The sequence below is a fragment of the Marinobacter bohaiensis genome, assembly GCF_003258515.1.
Lineage (GTDB): Bacteria > Pseudomonadota > Gammaproteobacteria > Pseudomonadales > Oleiphilaceae > Marinobacter_A > Marinobacter_A bohaiensis.
The window spans coordinates 417,743-432,645 of the sequence record NZ_QGEH01000001.1; the positions used below are offsets into that span (position 1 = coordinate 417,743).

A 14,903-nucleotide genomic window follows, 5' to 3' on the forward strand; every position below is an offset into this window, starting at 1 on the left:
ATCGCGATCAGACACTGACACAGGACAGCGCATGGATTATTTCAACTACCGCGACGGCACCTTGTACGCCGAGGATGTTCCGGTATCCCGCATCGCCGAGCAGTTCGGCACGCCGGCCTACGTGTATTCCCGGGCCACGCTGGAGCGCCACTTCCGCGCCTACGACGACGCCCTGGCGGGCCGGCCGCACCTGATCTGCTATGCGGTGAAGGCCAACAGCAACCTGGCGGTGCTCAACGTGCTGGCCCGTCTCGGCGCCGGTTTCGACATCGTGTCGGTCGGTGAGCTGGAGCGGGTGCTGCGCGCCGGCGGCGATCCCGGCAAGGTGGTGTTTTCCGGCGTCGGCAAACAGCCGGCTGAAATGCGCCGGGCGCTGGAAGTGGGCGTGCGCTGTTTCAACGTCGAGTCCGAGACCGAGCTGGACCGTCTGAACGCCGTTGCGGCGGAACTGGGCAAAGTCGCGCCGGTGTCCCTGCGCGTGAACCCGGACGTGGACGCGGGCACGCATCCGTACATTTCCACCGGCCTGAAAGAGAACAAGTTCGGCATCGACATCGCCGAGGCGCGCCGCATCTACGGTCAGGCGGCGGCCCTGTCCAACCTGGATGTGGTGGGCGTGGATTGCCACATCGGCTCCCAGTTGACCACGGTCGAGCCGTTCATGGACGCCCTGGACCGGGTGCTGGCGTTGATCGATCAGTTGGCGGAAGACGGCATCACCATCCGGCACCTGGACATGGGCGGCGGTCTGGGCGTGACCTACGAGGACGAGACTCCGCCGTCGCCGAGCGAGTATATGGAACACGTGCAGCAGCGCCTGGGCGATCGGACGCTGGAAATCGTGCTGGAACCGGGTCGTTCCATCGCCGCCAACGCCGGCATCCTGCTGACGCGGGTCGAGTTCCTCAAGTGCACCGATCATCGCAATTTCGCCATCATCGACGCCGCCATGAACGACCTGATCCGGCCGGCCCTGTACAGCGCCTGGCAGGCGATCATCCCGGTCACCCCGCGTGAGGATGTGGCCGAACAGGCCTGGGACCTGGTGGGCCCGGTGTGTGAAACCGGCGACTTCCTGGGCAAGGAGCGCTCCCTGGCGCTGACCGCCGGCGATCTGCTGGCGGTGCGGTCGGCGGGCGCCTACGGTTTCGTGATGAGTTCCAACTACAACTCGCGCAACCGCCCGCCGGAGTTGATGGTGGACGGTGATCAGGTCCATGTGATCCGCCAGCGGGAAACCCTGGAAGACCAGATGCGTCTCGAATCCTGCCTGCCCGAGCCAACGTGATGACGGACTCACGACGCCGCAGCGCGACCCTTCAGTTCACCAAGATGCACGGTCTGGGCAACGACTTCATGGTGGTCGATGCCATCAGTCAGCCGTTCCGCCTGCGTCCGGAAGCGATCAGCAAGCTGGCCGATCGCAACTTCGGGGTGGGGTTTGACCAGCTTCTGCTGGTGGAACCGCCCGGACTGCCGGACGTGGATTTCCGCTACCGCATCTTCAACGCCGACGGCTCCGAGGTGGAACAGTGCGGCAACGGCGCCCGCTGCTTCGCCCGCTTCGTGCGCGACCAGCGCCTGACCAACAAAAAGGTCATCCGCGTGCAGACCGCCGGCGGCGTGATCGAACTGCGCACCGGCAAGGACGGCTGGGTCACCGTCAACATGGGCGTGCCGGAGCTGGACCCGCCGCAGGTGCCGTTCGAGGCACCCGAGCGGGCCGACACCTACACCCTGGATGTGGACGGCGAGACCGTGGAGCTGAGCGTGGTGTCCATGGGCAATCCCCACGCCGTGCTGCTGGTGGACGATGTGGACACCGCGCCGGTGGAGCGCCTGGGGCCGTTGCTGGAGTCCCACCCGGCGTTTCCGCGCAAGGCCAACATCGGCTTCCTGCAGGTCGTCGATCGGCGCAACGCCCGGCTGCGTGTATTCGAGCGCGGTTCCGGCGAGACGCTGGCCTGCGGCAGCGGTGCCTGTGCCGCCATGGTGGCCGGTCGGCTGCGCGGTCTGCTGGACGAGAAAGTCCGCATGGAGCTGCGCGGCGGCCCGCTCAGCCTCGAATGGCAGGGCGAAGGGGCCCCTGTTATGATGGAGGGACCGACCGCCCGCGTCTTTGAAGGCCAGGTGAGAGTGCCCGGCGAGGCGCCCCGCCGTTCCCGTTCCGGACGTTCGTCCGGGCGCAGTCGCCAGAAAAAGCGCTAGTGCCGGTGCCCGTCTGGAGCGGGCATCGATAAAAAGAATCGCCCGTATCAGAGGCGATCGTGACAGGAGGTTTCCGGGATGACAGATGAGGCTGCGAGCAAGCCGGCCCAGACAGTGACCGAGCAGGACGTCGTCGCGTACCTGCAGGCCAATCCAGATTTCTTTATCCACCAGGACGAACTGCTGCGCAGCCTGAAACTGCCCCACGACAGCGGCCGTGCGATTTCCCTGGTGGAGCGTCAGGTTCACCTGTTCCGCGAACAGCGTGACATGCTGCGCCACGAGCTGGGCGAGCTGATCGAGATCGCCCGCCAGAACGACCGCCTGTTCGAGAAGAGCAAGCGCCTGCTGACCCAGGTGATCGAGGCGCGTTCACTCAACGAGATGGCGTCGGTGATCGACGACAGCATCCGCGGCGACTTCGCCCTGGACGCGGCGTCGCTGATCCTGTTCGACGACCGCGACCAGACCCAGGCCGACGGTGCCGACGGCGCGCTGATCCGTGTGACGCGGGCGGCGGCCGACGCCCAACTGGGCTCCCTGCTGGACGGGCAGCGTGCGGTGTGCGGTCAGTTCCGTATCGAGCAGCGGGCGTTCCTGTTCCCCCAGCGGGATAATCCCATCGCCTCTGTTGCCCTGGTGCCTTTGCGTCACGGCGAGCTGCTCGGTCTGTTCGCCATTGGCAGCCAGCAGGTGGGCTATTTCGACGAAAGCATGGGCTCGCTGTTCCTGACCTACATCAGCGACACCCTCAGCCGGCTGCTGCCGCCATTGATGGCCCGGCACAGCGCCAAACCGGCCCTCGCCGACGCGGAGAAAGTGGTCGGGTCCCGCTGACGCGGCACCCGATCCCGGATCATGCTGTCTGAAGCCCTGGCGCCGTCGCTGGCGCGATTCCTCGAGCACCTGCGTTCCGAACGACGCCAGTCGCCCCACACCTTCAGCAATTACCAGCGTGACCTGGAGCGCCTGGGCCTGCGGCTGCAGGAGCAGGGCATGAGCCACTGGCGTGACCTGGATGTCCACGGGCTGCGCCGCCACGTGGCCCAGTTGAGTCGCGAAGGGCTGGGCGGGCGCAGCATCGCCCGTCACCTGTCCGCCACCCGCCGTTTCTACGAATTCCTTCTGCGCGAGCGTGAAGTGAGCGACAACCCGGCGCTGGACGTGCGCGCGCCCAAGGCCGGTCGCAAGCTGCCACGCGTGGCCGACGTGGACCAGCTTGGCCACCTGCTCGACGCCGATCCCGACGACCCGCTGGAAGTCCGCGATCGCGCCATGTTCGAGCTGATTTATTCCTCCGGCCTGCGACTGGCGGAGCTGGTGGGGCTGGACCTGGCCAGCCTGGACCGGGCTGCCGGCGAAGTGCGGGTCCTGGGCAAGGGCGGCAAGACACGGTTGCTGCCGGTGGGGCGCCAGGCCCTGGCGGCGGTCGACGCCTGGCTGGCGGTGCGTGCCGGCCTGGCCCCGGACGGCGAGACGGCCCTGTTCCTGAGCCGACAGGGCAAACGCCTCAGCGCACGCAGCGTGCAGTCCCGGCTCAATCGCTGGGGGCAGCACAAAGGGGCCGACCAGCGCCTGCACCCGCACCTGTTGCGCCACTCGTTCGCCAGCCACCTGCTGGAGTCCAGCGGCGACCTGCGCGCTGTGCAGGAACTGCTGGGCCACGCCGATATCGCCACCACCCAGGTCTACACCCATCTGGATTTCCAGCACCTGGCGCGGGTCTATGATCGCAGTCATCCCCGGGCGCGCCGGCGCAAGGCGGGCGATACCGAACCGTCGTAGTTCCCAGGGGCTATCACGTTCCCGGGGTACTATCGCGCATACCGGTGCTAACCTTTAGGTTTCCAAAGTACTAGAAGCATGCCATGCCTGCGACTACGCTATAGGGCATTGGGAAAGGACGTTCGCACACGATGAGCCATCAGCCCCCGTTTCCGGGACAGCAATCATGACGATGTCGGAAATTCGCCCCAAGGATTGGCAGGAGGAGCGCTTCACCCTTCAGCGGCTCCTGGTCCGCACCAGCCTGTTCGCGTCGGGGCAGGACGCCGCGGCGGACGAACTGCTGGAGGAACTGCGCCGCATCCTCAAACACGAGACCTGCGACCTGGCGACCCTGCGACAGCTGCAGAGCCGCTTTGACCAGGCCCTCGAAGCCCTCGACGAGCGGCGTTTCCGTTCCGAACGCAACCTGAGACTGGCGCTGGAGCGCATCCTGGAGGCCCTTGGCGAGCTGGAGCGGAACAGCCGCAAAGGGCTGCGCACGCTGGAGAAACAGGTCGACGACCTGGCCGATCGCGGCGATGAACTGGTGCAATGGCTGACGACCCTGGCGGATCTGCTGGAGCAAAGCCAGGGGCAGCCGGAGCGCCCGCCGACTCGTGGCTGGCGCCGCTGGTTCGGTTTGCACGAGCGTGAGCCGGCGAGCGAAGCTGAGGCGCCGCCCGCGGCGGAGATCGCGATACCCACAACGACACCCGATGACAGTGGAGACGCGCGGCTCAACATCGCCCGTCGGGTGGGCGATCTGCTGGGGCACGTCCTCAACCAGGTGAGTCTGGATGCGCCGGCCCACGCCCGCGCCATGCACCTGAGACAGCGCCTGGAGATGGGCAGCGACTGGGATGAGCTGCGCGACGTCCTCAACGAGATCGTGGACCTGATCATCGCCGCGGTGAGTCGCGGTCGGCTGGAGTTCGAGAGTTTCCTGCGCCGGCTGGACGAGCGCCTGGCGGCCCTCAAGCTGAATTGCAAGGCCCAGGTCGACGCCCGGCTCGACCAGCGCAACGCTGCCGAAGCCCTGGACAGCGAAGTGAGTCAGCAGCTGCAGGACATCGAGCAGGCCATCGGCACTGCCCACAGCCTGGACGAGCTGAAGGCGTCCGTGTCGGCCAACATCCAGGCGCTATCCACCTCGTTCCGCACCTATCGGGAAGACGAATGCCGCCGTGAGGCCATGCTGGAGAAAGAGCTGGCGGCCATGCAGGAAAAGGTGGCGGGACTGGAAGCCTATTCCGAGCAGGTGCAGGAGAAACTGCGCGCCGAGCGTGCCCGTTCCCTGACCGACATGCTGACCCAGTTGCCCAACCGGGAGGCCTGGCAGGAACGGCTGCAGTTCGAGTTCGACCGCTGGCAGCGCTATCACCAGCCGGTGGTGATGGCGGTGCTGGACATCGACCTGTTCAAGCGCGTCAATGACTCCTATGGCCACAAGGCGGGCGACCGGGTCATCCAGCTGGTCGCCAAGACCCTGTGCGACCGGTTGCGCTCCACCGACTTCGTGGCCCGTTACGGCGGCGAGGAATTTGTAATCCTGTTACCCGAAACGACTATGGAAGCGGCGTTCAAGGTGATCGATAATCTGCGCGAGCATGTGGCGCAGTTGCCGTTCCATTTCCAGGATCAGCCGGTGACCATCACCGTCTCGGCGGGGCTGGTGGCGTTCGGCGACGCGGCCACGGCGGACGATCTGTTCGACACCGCGGACAAAGCGCTCTATCAGGCCAAGCGGGACGGTCGTAACCGGGTCGCCCACCTGGGTCAGTGACGCAGCAGGGCGTCGAGCTCGTCGATCACTTCCGCCCAGTCGGAATCCTCGTCAATGCCTTCATGCAGAAAGCTGGCCTGGGACGCGTTCCAGCACGGAGCTTCGGCCAGGACCATGTCCGGCGGCAGTGGTGCGTGCCGGCTGATGAAGGCCTCGATGCTGGCGGCATCGGCCGGCAGGCCCAGTTGTTCGAACAGCGTCGACAGGGAGTGCTGACTGGTATCCATGATGCTAAAGTCCTCGAGGCAGGAGTCCTCTGCGTTGAGGCCGCTCGGTCAACTTGAGAACCCGTTTGAATCACGTCCTGTCAATCAATCTAGCCAAACACCCGAGGATAGCCAAGTGAAGCGCGGTCTGGCTCTAGCCACCCTGTTTGTCCTGTTCCAGCTGATCGCGTTGCCGCTGGCCGCCGAGCCGCGTATGCCATCACCGCGTCCGATGCTGGGGGCGGACGACCTGGCCTGGGTGGCGCAGCAGGGTAACCTGCGTATCGGCATTGCCGGGCAGCGCAAACCCCTGGCGTACCTGGCCCAGGACGGGGAAATGGTGGGCACCCATCCCGGCTTTGCGCGGCTGGTGGGCGAGAAACTGGGCGTGGACGTCACCCTGGTGCCCGGCAACGCCGTCACCCTTGAATCGCGCCTGCGCGAGGGCGAGCTGGATGCGGTGATCATGACCGTGCAGCATCCGGCCAGTGCCCCCAACCTGCGTTTCACGGACAGCTTCATGTCGCTCAATTATGGCCTGTTCGCCAACGCCGATGACGCTTCGGTGCAACGCCTGTCCGATCTGGAGCACAAGCGGGTGGCGCTGATCGCCGGTGATTCCCATCAATACTCCCTGCTGGATCCGGTGCAGTCGTTCCAGCCGATCCCGGTGCGTTCGGTGAGCGAGGCGGTCAACAGCATCCTGGCGGGCGAGGCCGATGCCTTCTTCGCGCCCATGCCGGTGATTTCCGACTACCTGCGCGCCGGGCTGATCGACCAGCTTTCGCTGGTCACCGTGCTCAACAATCAGCCGGCGGAAGTGGCCTTTGCCGTGGCCTCGGACAACCCACGGTTGCAGCGCATCCTCGATGCCGGCGTGGAATCCATCAGTGGCAACGAGAGCCGTGCGGTGCAGGGCAAGTGGATCGCCTTCGAGCTGCCCGGCGTGGACGCCGAGAATCAGGTCACCGTCACGCCGCAGGAACAGGCCTGGCTCAAGCGCCATCCTGACCTGCGCGTGGCCTACCGCACCGACTGGCCGCCGTTCGAATTCGCCGAGGACGGCCGCCCCACCGGCCTGGTGCCGGATCTGGTGGGCCAGCTGGCCGACGGTCTCGACGTGCGCTTCGCCACACGCACCCTGGACGACTGGTCGAAGGCCGAGGCGATGCTGGAAGATGGCGAGATCGACATCCTGCCGGCCCTGCCACGCACGCCCCGGCGCGAGAAACTGTTCCTGTTCACCCGCGCCTACCTGAGCCTGCCCATCGCCATGGTCATCCGCGACGACGGCCGCTTCATCGGTGACCTGCGTGAGCTGCGTGACGAGCGGGTGGGCGTGGTGCGCCAGCAGGCCAGCCACGAATACCTGCTGATCAACCATCCCGAGCTCAACCTGTACCCGGTGGATAACCTGGAGGAAGGCCTGCTGGCGCTGTCCAACGGCGACCTGGACGTCATGGTCACGCACATCCCCGGGGTCAGCTACACGGTGGCGCACCTGGGCCTGTCCAACCTGCGCATCACCAGCATCACGCCTTACCAGTACGAACTGCGCCTGGCGGTACGGCGCGACGAACCGGAACTGTTGCGCATCCTCAACAAGGGCCTGGGGGCGATCGAGAAGAAAGACTACGACACCATCTACAACCGCTGGATCCACCTGGATATCGAGCAGGACATCGACTACACGGTGGTGCGCCGGGTGGTGCTGATTGCCGTGGTGGTGGTGCTGATCTTCCTCTACTGGAACCGCAAACTGTCGCGCGAGGTGGACGAGCGGATTCGCTCTGAGGACGCCCTGCGCCGCAGCGAGGACGAGCTGCGCGCCGCCAAACTGGAAGCCGAGCAGCTGGCGCGGGAAGCGGAGTCGGCCAACCGCGCCAAGAGCGAGTTCCTGGCCAACATGTCCCACGAGATTCGCACGCCGATGAACGCGGTGATGGGCTACTCGGAGCTGCTGGAAAGCGGCGTCACCGATCCCCGCCAGCGTGGCTACATCGAATCGATCAAGGCCGGCAGTCGCAGCCTGCTGACGCTGATCAACGACATCCTCGACCTGTCGCGGATCGAGGCCGGCAAGATGCGGCTGGAATTCGGGCCGCTGGACCTCAAGCGGTTGCTGGAGGACGTGCGGCGCATCTTCGAGATGCGCGCCAAGGCCCGCGGCCTGACCCTGAGCGTGACCCTGGCCGAGGACATGCCGCGCGCCATGGTGCTGGACGAGACCCGCCTGCGCCAGGTGTTGTTCAATCTGGTGGGCAACGCCATCAAGTTCACCCACGAGGGCGAGGTCAGCCTCCGGGCCCATACTGAGCGTTGCCACAGCGACGATTCCGGCGACGAGTGCCAATTGGTGATCGAGGTGAGTGACACCGGTATTGGTATCCCCGAGGACCAGCAGAAGCGGATCTTCGATGCCTTCGAGCAGCAGGAAGGGCAGAGTAACCGCCAGTACGGCGGCACCGGCCTGGGCCTGGCGATCAGCCGCAAACTGGCGCGCATGATGGGCGGGGACCTGACCGTCACCAGCACTCTGGACGAGGGCTCCTGTTTCCGCCTGGTGCTGCACGATGTGGAAACGTCCACCACCGGCCCGGACACCCGCGACGAAGGGGCGCCGAATCTGCTGTTCCAGAATGGCCTGGTGCTGGTGGTGGACGACAACCGCATGAACCGCCAACTGGTGCGCGACATGCTCGAACCCGTCGGCCTCAAGGTGATCGAGGCGGAGGACGGCGGCCAGGCGCTGAGCGTGTCCCGCGAGTGCCAGCCGGGTGTGGTGCTGATGGACATCCGCATGCCGGTGATGGACGGTTTCACCTGCCGCCGCACCATGCACGAGGACGAGAACCTGGCGCACATCCCGGTGATTGCCCTGACCGCCTCGGTGATGCCAGGCGACGCCTACCGCATTGAGGAAGCGGGTTTCGATGGCTTCCTGCAGAAGCCGGTCAGCCGGCAGGTGCTGATGGAGGAACTGGCGCGCTTCCTGGATCACGAGCGCCGCGCGCCGGAACAGGGCGAAGGCGACGAACCGGAAGACGACATGGTGCTCAATGATGTCACCAATCGCTATCTGCGCCGGCGTCTCAAGGCGGACTTGCAGCGCACCTTTACCGAGGAGTGGGAAGGCCTGCGCGGCGGCGGCGATCCCGAACAGTTGAGTGCGTTCGCCCAGCGCCTGCAGGAGTGGGGCAAGCGTTACCGGGTCAAGGAAGTGGTGGAGTACGGCCGTGACCTGCAGGCGGACGTGGACGCGTTCGAGCTGGACAGTCTGGATGATCGCCTGGAAGCCTTCCCCGACCTCCTCTCCGAGGACGCCACGGCGGACAGCGACCGCTAGTCAGAGCCGGGCCGATCCGGAGAAACGGGTCGTTAGCCGCGGTCAGAGACAGTCGTACTGGGAGCGGCGATCGAAGGCGACCGACACCATGTCGTAGCCCTGGCGGGTGAGGCGCTGCATCAGGTCGCGATCGCGGATCATCGCCATGCAGATGGTGTGGATGCTGGTCTGGAGGTGGTCGTCGGACTGCGCCGAATCGAAGCGGAAATCGACGATCAGGTATTTGCGGGCGTAGTTGGCGGTTGCGGGAATCTCGTCGCGGCTGACGCTGGTATAACCGATGTAGCTTGGGCCCCGGGCATCGAACAGGCCGCTCATCAACAGATCGATGTTTTCCGCCCGGGCGGATTGCGCACAGGCCAGCCCCAGCAGCAGCCCCAGGCTGCCCAGCATTCGTGGCAGTTGCATGTTGCGCAGCGTTTTCATCGTCAGACTCGCAGTGTAACCGAATGTAATGGCTTGTTACGTTGCATTATGGCAAACGGACGCAGGTTTGCTCATCCTTCCGACGACCTTTTTTCAATTGTTTGCAAGCGTCAGCGGGCTCTCTGCCAGGCCAGCCAGCCGAATGACCAGAGCGTGGCCAGCGCCAGAGCCAGCGCTGTGCCGACGAAAACGCCGACCACCGGGTAAAGCAGCGCCACCGCCACCGTGTGGGTGATCAGCGAGCCCAGGCCGGCCGGATAGTGCTTGACCAGCGTCTGCGCCGGCGCCGGCCCGTGCTGCCAGAAAATGATCGCCAGCAGCGGAAAGAAGGTGATGGGGAAAGCCGCCAGGACGCCGCTGAGAGTGGCCGTTCCCCAGTGACCGGCGGACGTGATGGCCACCACGATCAGGCCCGAGATCACGCCGCGCAGGATGTGTTCCGGCCAACCCGGCCGCTTGTCGAGGGTGATGCCGGTGTCTGCGAAGTGGCGCATCAGGCGGTGCGCCACCACCGTGAACAGCACGCTGGCCAGCAGCGCCCAGGGCAGCGTCAGATCCAGCAGTGACAGCGGCAGCGCCACCACCAGAAACGCCAGTACCGACAGGGTCAACGCACGCAGGCGTTTCTCGCTGGCGGTCGCGGCGAACGCCAGCGCCAGGGTCTGGCCCGCGATAAAGCCCAGCAGGGTGCCACGGGCGGCATCGGCGGCGAAGGCCGGTCCCTGCTCGTAGCCGAGAAAGAACAGCGCCACGCCGGTGCCCAGCGGAAAGCCCGCCAGGATGCCGGCCACCCGGGTGCTGACGCGCTCCGCCAGCCAGGCCAGGGCCAGGACGGTGGCCAGGGTGGCCACCACCTTGATGATCAGAAGCATGGGTACGGTTTCCTGCTTGTTGTTATACGCCGCAACGGATTGCTGCCGGCCGTCTCCGGAAGAGGGGCATGCTACGGCATTGGCGCATCGCAGGGAATGCCGGCGGGCACTTTGGCCGGCCGGGGGGATACGCTAGGATAGAGGCATTCCCCGGGTAACCGGGCCCTGTTTTCGCGGAGACGATGTCATGTATCAGTTGGTATTCAAGGGAGAGTGTGCGCCCGGCACCGACGAGCCGACCGCGCGTGCCAACGCGCGGGCCCTGTTCAAGGCGAGCGTCGACCAGGTCGAGCGGATGTTCAGCGGCCGGCGGGTGGTGATCCGCAACAAGCTGGAGCAGGAGCAGGCAGAGAAGTATCTGGCGGTCCTGCGCAAGCACGGCATGATTGCCCACGCTGAGCCCATGGCCGGCGCGGCCGAGCCCCCACCGTCGTCGCCTGCGGAACCGACCGAGCGCCCGGCGGCGTCCCGTCCGGTGCCGCCTCCGGCGCCGGAGCCCGAGCCGCAGGCGTCGAATGCGCCGGCCGCTGCGGGTGACGCGGAGGGGTCTTCCGGCGGCGTGCCGGTGGAGCCCGGCGAACGACCCAATGTGGCGGGCGAAAAGGTGGATGCAATCCTGGCGCACTCCAGCCTGCGCGTCGGTGCGGCTCACGACCGCCTGAGCGAGGCCCATGAGGTGGAAGCGCCGATGTTCGAGCACCTCGACGACTGGAGCGTCGCGCCGGTAGGCGTGACCCTGGTGGAGAACGAAGAGCCCATTCCGCCGGTGGTCCCGGACATTTCCCATTTGTCACTGGTCGAGGACGAGGACAAGAACCAATAATACCCGCCGCGCCGTCCCCTCCCGGGGCGGCGTTTTCGTTTTGTGAATCCTGAATCGCCTGAAACACCCGGACCGCCACGGGTCCGGCAAGGGAGTGTCGCGTGCCGAGATTGATCGTCCTGCTACTGCTGTCGCTGATGGCTGCGCCTGCCCTGGCGCAGGCCGAGGACACGGCCAGGAAGAAGCGCCCGGTGGTTGCCCTGGTGCTCAGCGGTGGTGGCGCTAAGGGCATGGCGCACGTGGGGGTGTTGCGGGCCCTTGAGGAAATGCACGTTCCCGTGGATATCGTGGTTGGCACCAGCGCCGGCTCGGCGGTCGCGGCCCTCTACGCCCTGGGCATGGACGTCAACGAGATCGAGGACCGGTTCATCGAGATGGACTGGCTCTCCAGCTTCCAGGACAGCCCCGGCCGTGCCTATAAACCGGTGCGCCGCAAGGTGGATGACTGGCGCTACCCGGTGGATCCCGGTATCGGCGTCAGTAGCGATGGTTTTGTGCTGGGGCGCGGTCTGGTGGCCGGCCAGAACCTCGGCTTTATCCTCAACGAGCTGACCCGCAACGCGGCCCTGGCGCGTGATTTCGATAACCTGCCGCTGCGCTTCCGGGCGGTCGCCACGGATCTGGAAACCGGCGAGCAGGTGGTCATTCGCAACGGTTCCCTGGCCGAGGCCATCCGCGCCAGCATGAGTATTCCCGGTGTCTACGCTCCCACCGAGAGGGACGGCCGCCTGCTGGTGGACGGCGGCATTGCCAACAACCTGCCGGTCAGTGTGGCCCAGTCGATGGGTGCCGATGTGGTCATCGCCGTGGATATCAGCGACGCCCTGCAGGAGAGCGAGAAGCTGACCGGGGCGTTCTCCGTGGTGGGGCAGCTCACCACGCTGATGACCCGTCGCAACGTGGACGACCAACTGGCCCTGATGGACGAGCAGGACGTGCTGATCCGGCCCAGTCTGGAGGGGCTTTCCTCGGCGGATTTCTACGACGCCACCCAGATCATCGAGTCCGGCGCCACGGCGACCCGGAACAAGGCGGTCAGCCTCAACCGGCTGCGAGTGGGCGACGTGGCCTGGGCCGAGTACCAGCAACACCGGACCAGTGCCCGTTTCGCACCGGACCGGATTGCCGACGTGCGCATCGATCACGACTCCCGCCTGTCCCGCGAGTTCCTGCGTTCGCGCATCCATCAGCAACCGGGGGAGCCCCTCGACGTGGAGCGGCTTGAAGATGACCTGCGGCGCATCTACGGCCTGGGGTACTACGAGACCGTGAGTTACTCGCTGGTGCCGTCGGACGATCCGGAGGCCGGGGCGATCCTGGTGATCGAGGCGAAGGAAAAAAGCTGGGGGCCGAACTACCTCAAGTTTGGCCTGAGCTACGAGGACAACTTCGAGAGTGACACCCGCTTCAACGTTGGCGGCACCCTGCAGATGACTGAGCTGAACGCCCTGGGCGCCGAGTGGAACACCGGCCTGCAGCTGGGCACCGAGCCGTACCTGCGCACGGAATGGTTCCAGCCGCTGGATTTTGGTTATCGTCGCTTTGCCCTGGCCGGTGTCGATTACGAACGGGACAGCTACTCGGTGTTCAACGAGTCGGGTGACCGCGTCGGCGAAGTCGAGGTCGAGGAACAGGGCTTCGATGTCAGTCTGGGCCTGGAGCTGGGCGCCGAGGGGGAGATCCGTGCGGGCTACCGCCGCGGTACCGCCTCGGTGGACGACGTGCTGGGGGATTCCAATCTCTCCGAGAGCCGCATCGACAAGGGCGCCTGGACGCTTCAGGGCACCTACGACTCCCTCAACGATCCCTTCCTGCCCAGCAGCGGCGCCTTCTTCGGCCTGGAGGGCCGATTCGAACGACCCGGATTGGGTTCGGACCGAAACTACGATCGCGCCACCCTGCTGGCAGCCAAGGCGGCGGAGTGGGGACGTCAGGTGGTGGTTGGCCAGGCCTTCGCCAGCTCGGTGACCAAGGGCGAGGCCGGGGTGGAGGACTACGTGTCCCTGGGCGGTTTCCACCGGCTGTCGGCCTATGCCCGCGGTGAGGTCACCGGCCAGGACGCCGCCCTGCTGTCTCTCTACACCTATCGACGGTTCGGCGGCCCCATCGTGCCCTTCTTCGCCGGTGTCAGTTACGAGGGGGGCAACGGCTGGCAGGACATTGGCAACGCAAAATGGACCGACGTGATCCACTCCTACGGCGTGTTCGCCGGCATCAACACCTTTCTGGGGCCGGTGCAGGTGTCGTCCGCCTGGGCCGACGACGAACACTGGACCCTGTTCCTGACCGTCGGCTACTCCCTGGAAAGCCTGTTTATCAACTACTGACCTCTGGATAGAGGGCCGGTTTCACTGGGCCGCTGGCAGCAGCGGTGCGACCAGGATCAGGCGCTCCTGGTCACATGGGCCGTTCAGCGGCCGCTCCAGGATGGCGCGGAATTCGGCGCCTTGACCGGCGTCACCGGGCACCTCGTGAAACACGACGTCGTCGCCGGGAAAGAACTGCCAGGTGCCCCGGTCCTGTTCCTGTGCCAGCAGTTTGGCCACGCCCCTGGTCTTGCTCCAGGCGCACAGGCGCGGCGCCGGGGCACTCCGGTCCGGAGCCGGTTCGCGATCCGCGGCGTCGGGCGCCGGTTCGGCACCGGACTCGTCGGGCTGGGCCGGAGGCAGCGGTGTCGGCACGTCGGTCTGCGGTGAGGACGCGCAGCCGCCCAGTAACAGCAGCAGGCCGGCAAGGAGGAATGCGCCGGACCTGTTAGGTTCATCCGGCCGCATGGTCGGACGCCTGCTGCTCATCGAGGCAGGCCAGGACCTGCTGGCACTGCTGGCGGGCATACTGGCGCAGAATATCGTCCAGCCGCGCTTCGTCCCGGGCCTGGATGGCGTCGATGGAATCGCGCATGTGGGCCAGGTTGTCGTGGATGACCTGGTGGCTGGCGTGCCGGAAGGCGAGGAAGGCACAGCGCCGTGCCGACGGCCACAGGTCCTGGATGGCCTGCAGGATGAAGTAGTTGTCGGCGTAGACCAGCGAGGCCTGGGTGTATTCGATGCCCAGGTCCAGGAACGCGAGCATGTCTTGCCGGCGCGAGCATTCCAGCATGCGCTCATACAGGGACTCCAGTTTCTCCATGTCCTCCGTTTGCCACTGGCGCACCAGTTTGCGCCCCGTGTGGCACAGGTACAGTTCCAGCACCTCGTACAGGCTGCGCACGAAGTAGGTGTCCAGCTCGGTAACAAAAGCGCCCTTGCGCGGTACGTTGCGCACCAGGTGGCGCTTTTCCAGCAACAGCAGCCCCTCGCGCACCGAGCCGTGACTGACGTCCAGCTGCCGGGCCATGGCCCCTTCGTAGATGCGTTCCCCGGAATGCAGCTGACCGAAGGCGATCAGGTCCTCGATGTGTCGCGCGACCTGCTCGGTCAGGGTTTCGCGGGGCTTGAACGGCTTCATCGGCGATCCACGGTCTTTGGCGTTC

13 protein-coding genes are annotated in these 14,903 nt (G+C 66.0%); 8 read left to right on the forward strand and 5 right to left on the reverse strand.

Annotated features, from left to right (window positions below):
- The first annotated feature begins 31 nt into the window (after positions 1-31).
- The 5 genes from lysA (at position 32) to DKK67_RS01805 (ending at position 5,758) form a co-directional block, all read left to right on the forward strand.
- Positions 32-1,288, forward strand: a complete 1,257-nt coding sequence (gene lysA / locus DKK67_RS01785) for a diaminopimelate decarboxylase (protein WP_111493816.1) — start codon at positions 32-34, stop codon at positions 1,286-1,288.
- Entirely contained in the window at positions 1,288-2,208 is a 921-nt protein-coding gene (gene dapF, locus DKK67_RS01790; protein WP_111493818.1) for a diaminopimelate epimerase, read from the forward strand. Before lysA ends, dapF begins: the two co-directional genes overlap by 1 nt.
- Positions 2,209-2,286: 78 nt before the next feature.
- Positions 2,287-3,045 (forward strand): DUF484 family protein, encoded by a 759-nt coding sequence (locus tag DKK67_RS01795; protein ID WP_111493820.1) that lies wholly within the window; start codon positions 2,287-2,289, stop codon positions 3,043-3,045.
- A 21-nt stretch (positions 3,046-3,066) separates the two neighbouring features.
- Positions 3,067-3,993 (forward strand): tyrosine recombinase XerC, encoded by a 927-nt coding sequence (gene xerC / locus DKK67_RS01800; RefSeq protein WP_111493822.1) that lies wholly within the window; start codon positions 3,067-3,069, stop codon positions 3,991-3,993.
- 166 nt (positions 3,994-4,159) lie between these two features.
- Positions 4,160-5,758, forward strand: coding sequence for a GGDEF domain-containing protein (locus tag DKK67_RS01805; protein WP_111493824.1), 1,599 nt, complete (start codon positions 4,160-4,162; stop codon positions 5,756-5,758).
- Here DKK67_RS01805 and DKK67_RS01810 read toward each other — a convergent pair.
- Entirely contained in the window at positions 5,752-5,985 is a 234-nt protein-coding gene (locus DKK67_RS01810) for a DUF2789 domain-containing protein (RefSeq protein WP_111493826.1), read from the reverse strand. The two genes, DKK67_RS01805 and DKK67_RS01810, sit on opposite strands and share 7 nt — an antisense overlap.
- 115 nt (positions 5,986-6,100) lie before the next feature.
- Between DKK67_RS01810 and DKK67_RS01815 the strand changes: the two genes are divergently transcribed.
- The gene (locus DKK67_RS01815; protein WP_322873899.1) at positions 6,101-9,310 is read left to right on the forward strand and encodes a transporter substrate-binding domain-containing protein; all 3,210 of its coding nucleotides are present in this window, start codon (positions 6,101-6,103) and stop codon (positions 9,308-9,310) included.
- Positions 9,311-9,352: 42 nt separating this feature from the next.
- On the opposite strand, the gene DKK67_RS01820 is transcribed toward DKK67_RS01815, so the two are convergent.
- Both DKK67_RS01820 and DKK67_RS01825 read right to left on the reverse strand, forming a co-directional pair.
- Positions 9,353-9,736 carry a hypothetical protein gene (locus DKK67_RS01820; protein WP_228160487.1) on the reverse strand — a complete coding sequence of 128 codons (384 nt, stop codon included), beginning with the start codon at positions 9,734-9,736 and terminating at the stop codon, positions 9,353-9,355.
- Between the two features lie 110 nt (positions 9,737-9,846).
- Positions 9,847-10,608, reverse strand: coding sequence for a hypothetical protein (locus DKK67_RS01825; protein ID WP_111493828.1), 762 nt, complete (start codon positions 10,606-10,608; stop codon positions 9,847-9,849).
- A gap of 187 nt (positions 10,609-10,795) precedes the next feature.
- Here DKK67_RS01825 and DKK67_RS01830 point away from each other — a divergent pair, with 187 nt between their 5' ends.
- A complete protein-coding gene (locus DKK67_RS01830) occupies positions 10,796-11,431 on the forward strand; it encodes a hypothetical protein (protein WP_111493830.1) in 636 nt (211 codons plus the stop codon).
- Positions 11,432-11,532: 101 nt separating this feature from the next.
- Positions 11,533-13,758, forward strand: a complete 2,226-nt coding sequence (locus DKK67_RS01835; protein ID WP_228160488.1) for a patatin-like phospholipase family protein — start codon at positions 11,533-11,535, stop codon at positions 13,756-13,758.
- 21 nt (positions 13,759-13,779) lie between these two features.
- On the opposite strand, the gene DKK67_RS01840 is transcribed toward DKK67_RS01835, so the two are convergent.
- Entirely contained in the window at positions 13,780-14,205 is a 426-nt protein-coding gene (locus DKK67_RS01840; RefSeq protein WP_111493832.1) for a hypothetical protein, read from the reverse strand.
- Entirely contained in the window at positions 14,192-14,878 is a 687-nt protein-coding gene (locus tag DKK67_RS01845) for a GntR family transcriptional regulator (RefSeq protein WP_111493834.1), read from the reverse strand. Before DKK67_RS01845 ends, DKK67_RS01840 begins: the two co-directional genes overlap by 14 nt.
- Between the last annotated feature and the right edge of the window lie 25 nt (positions 14,879-14,903).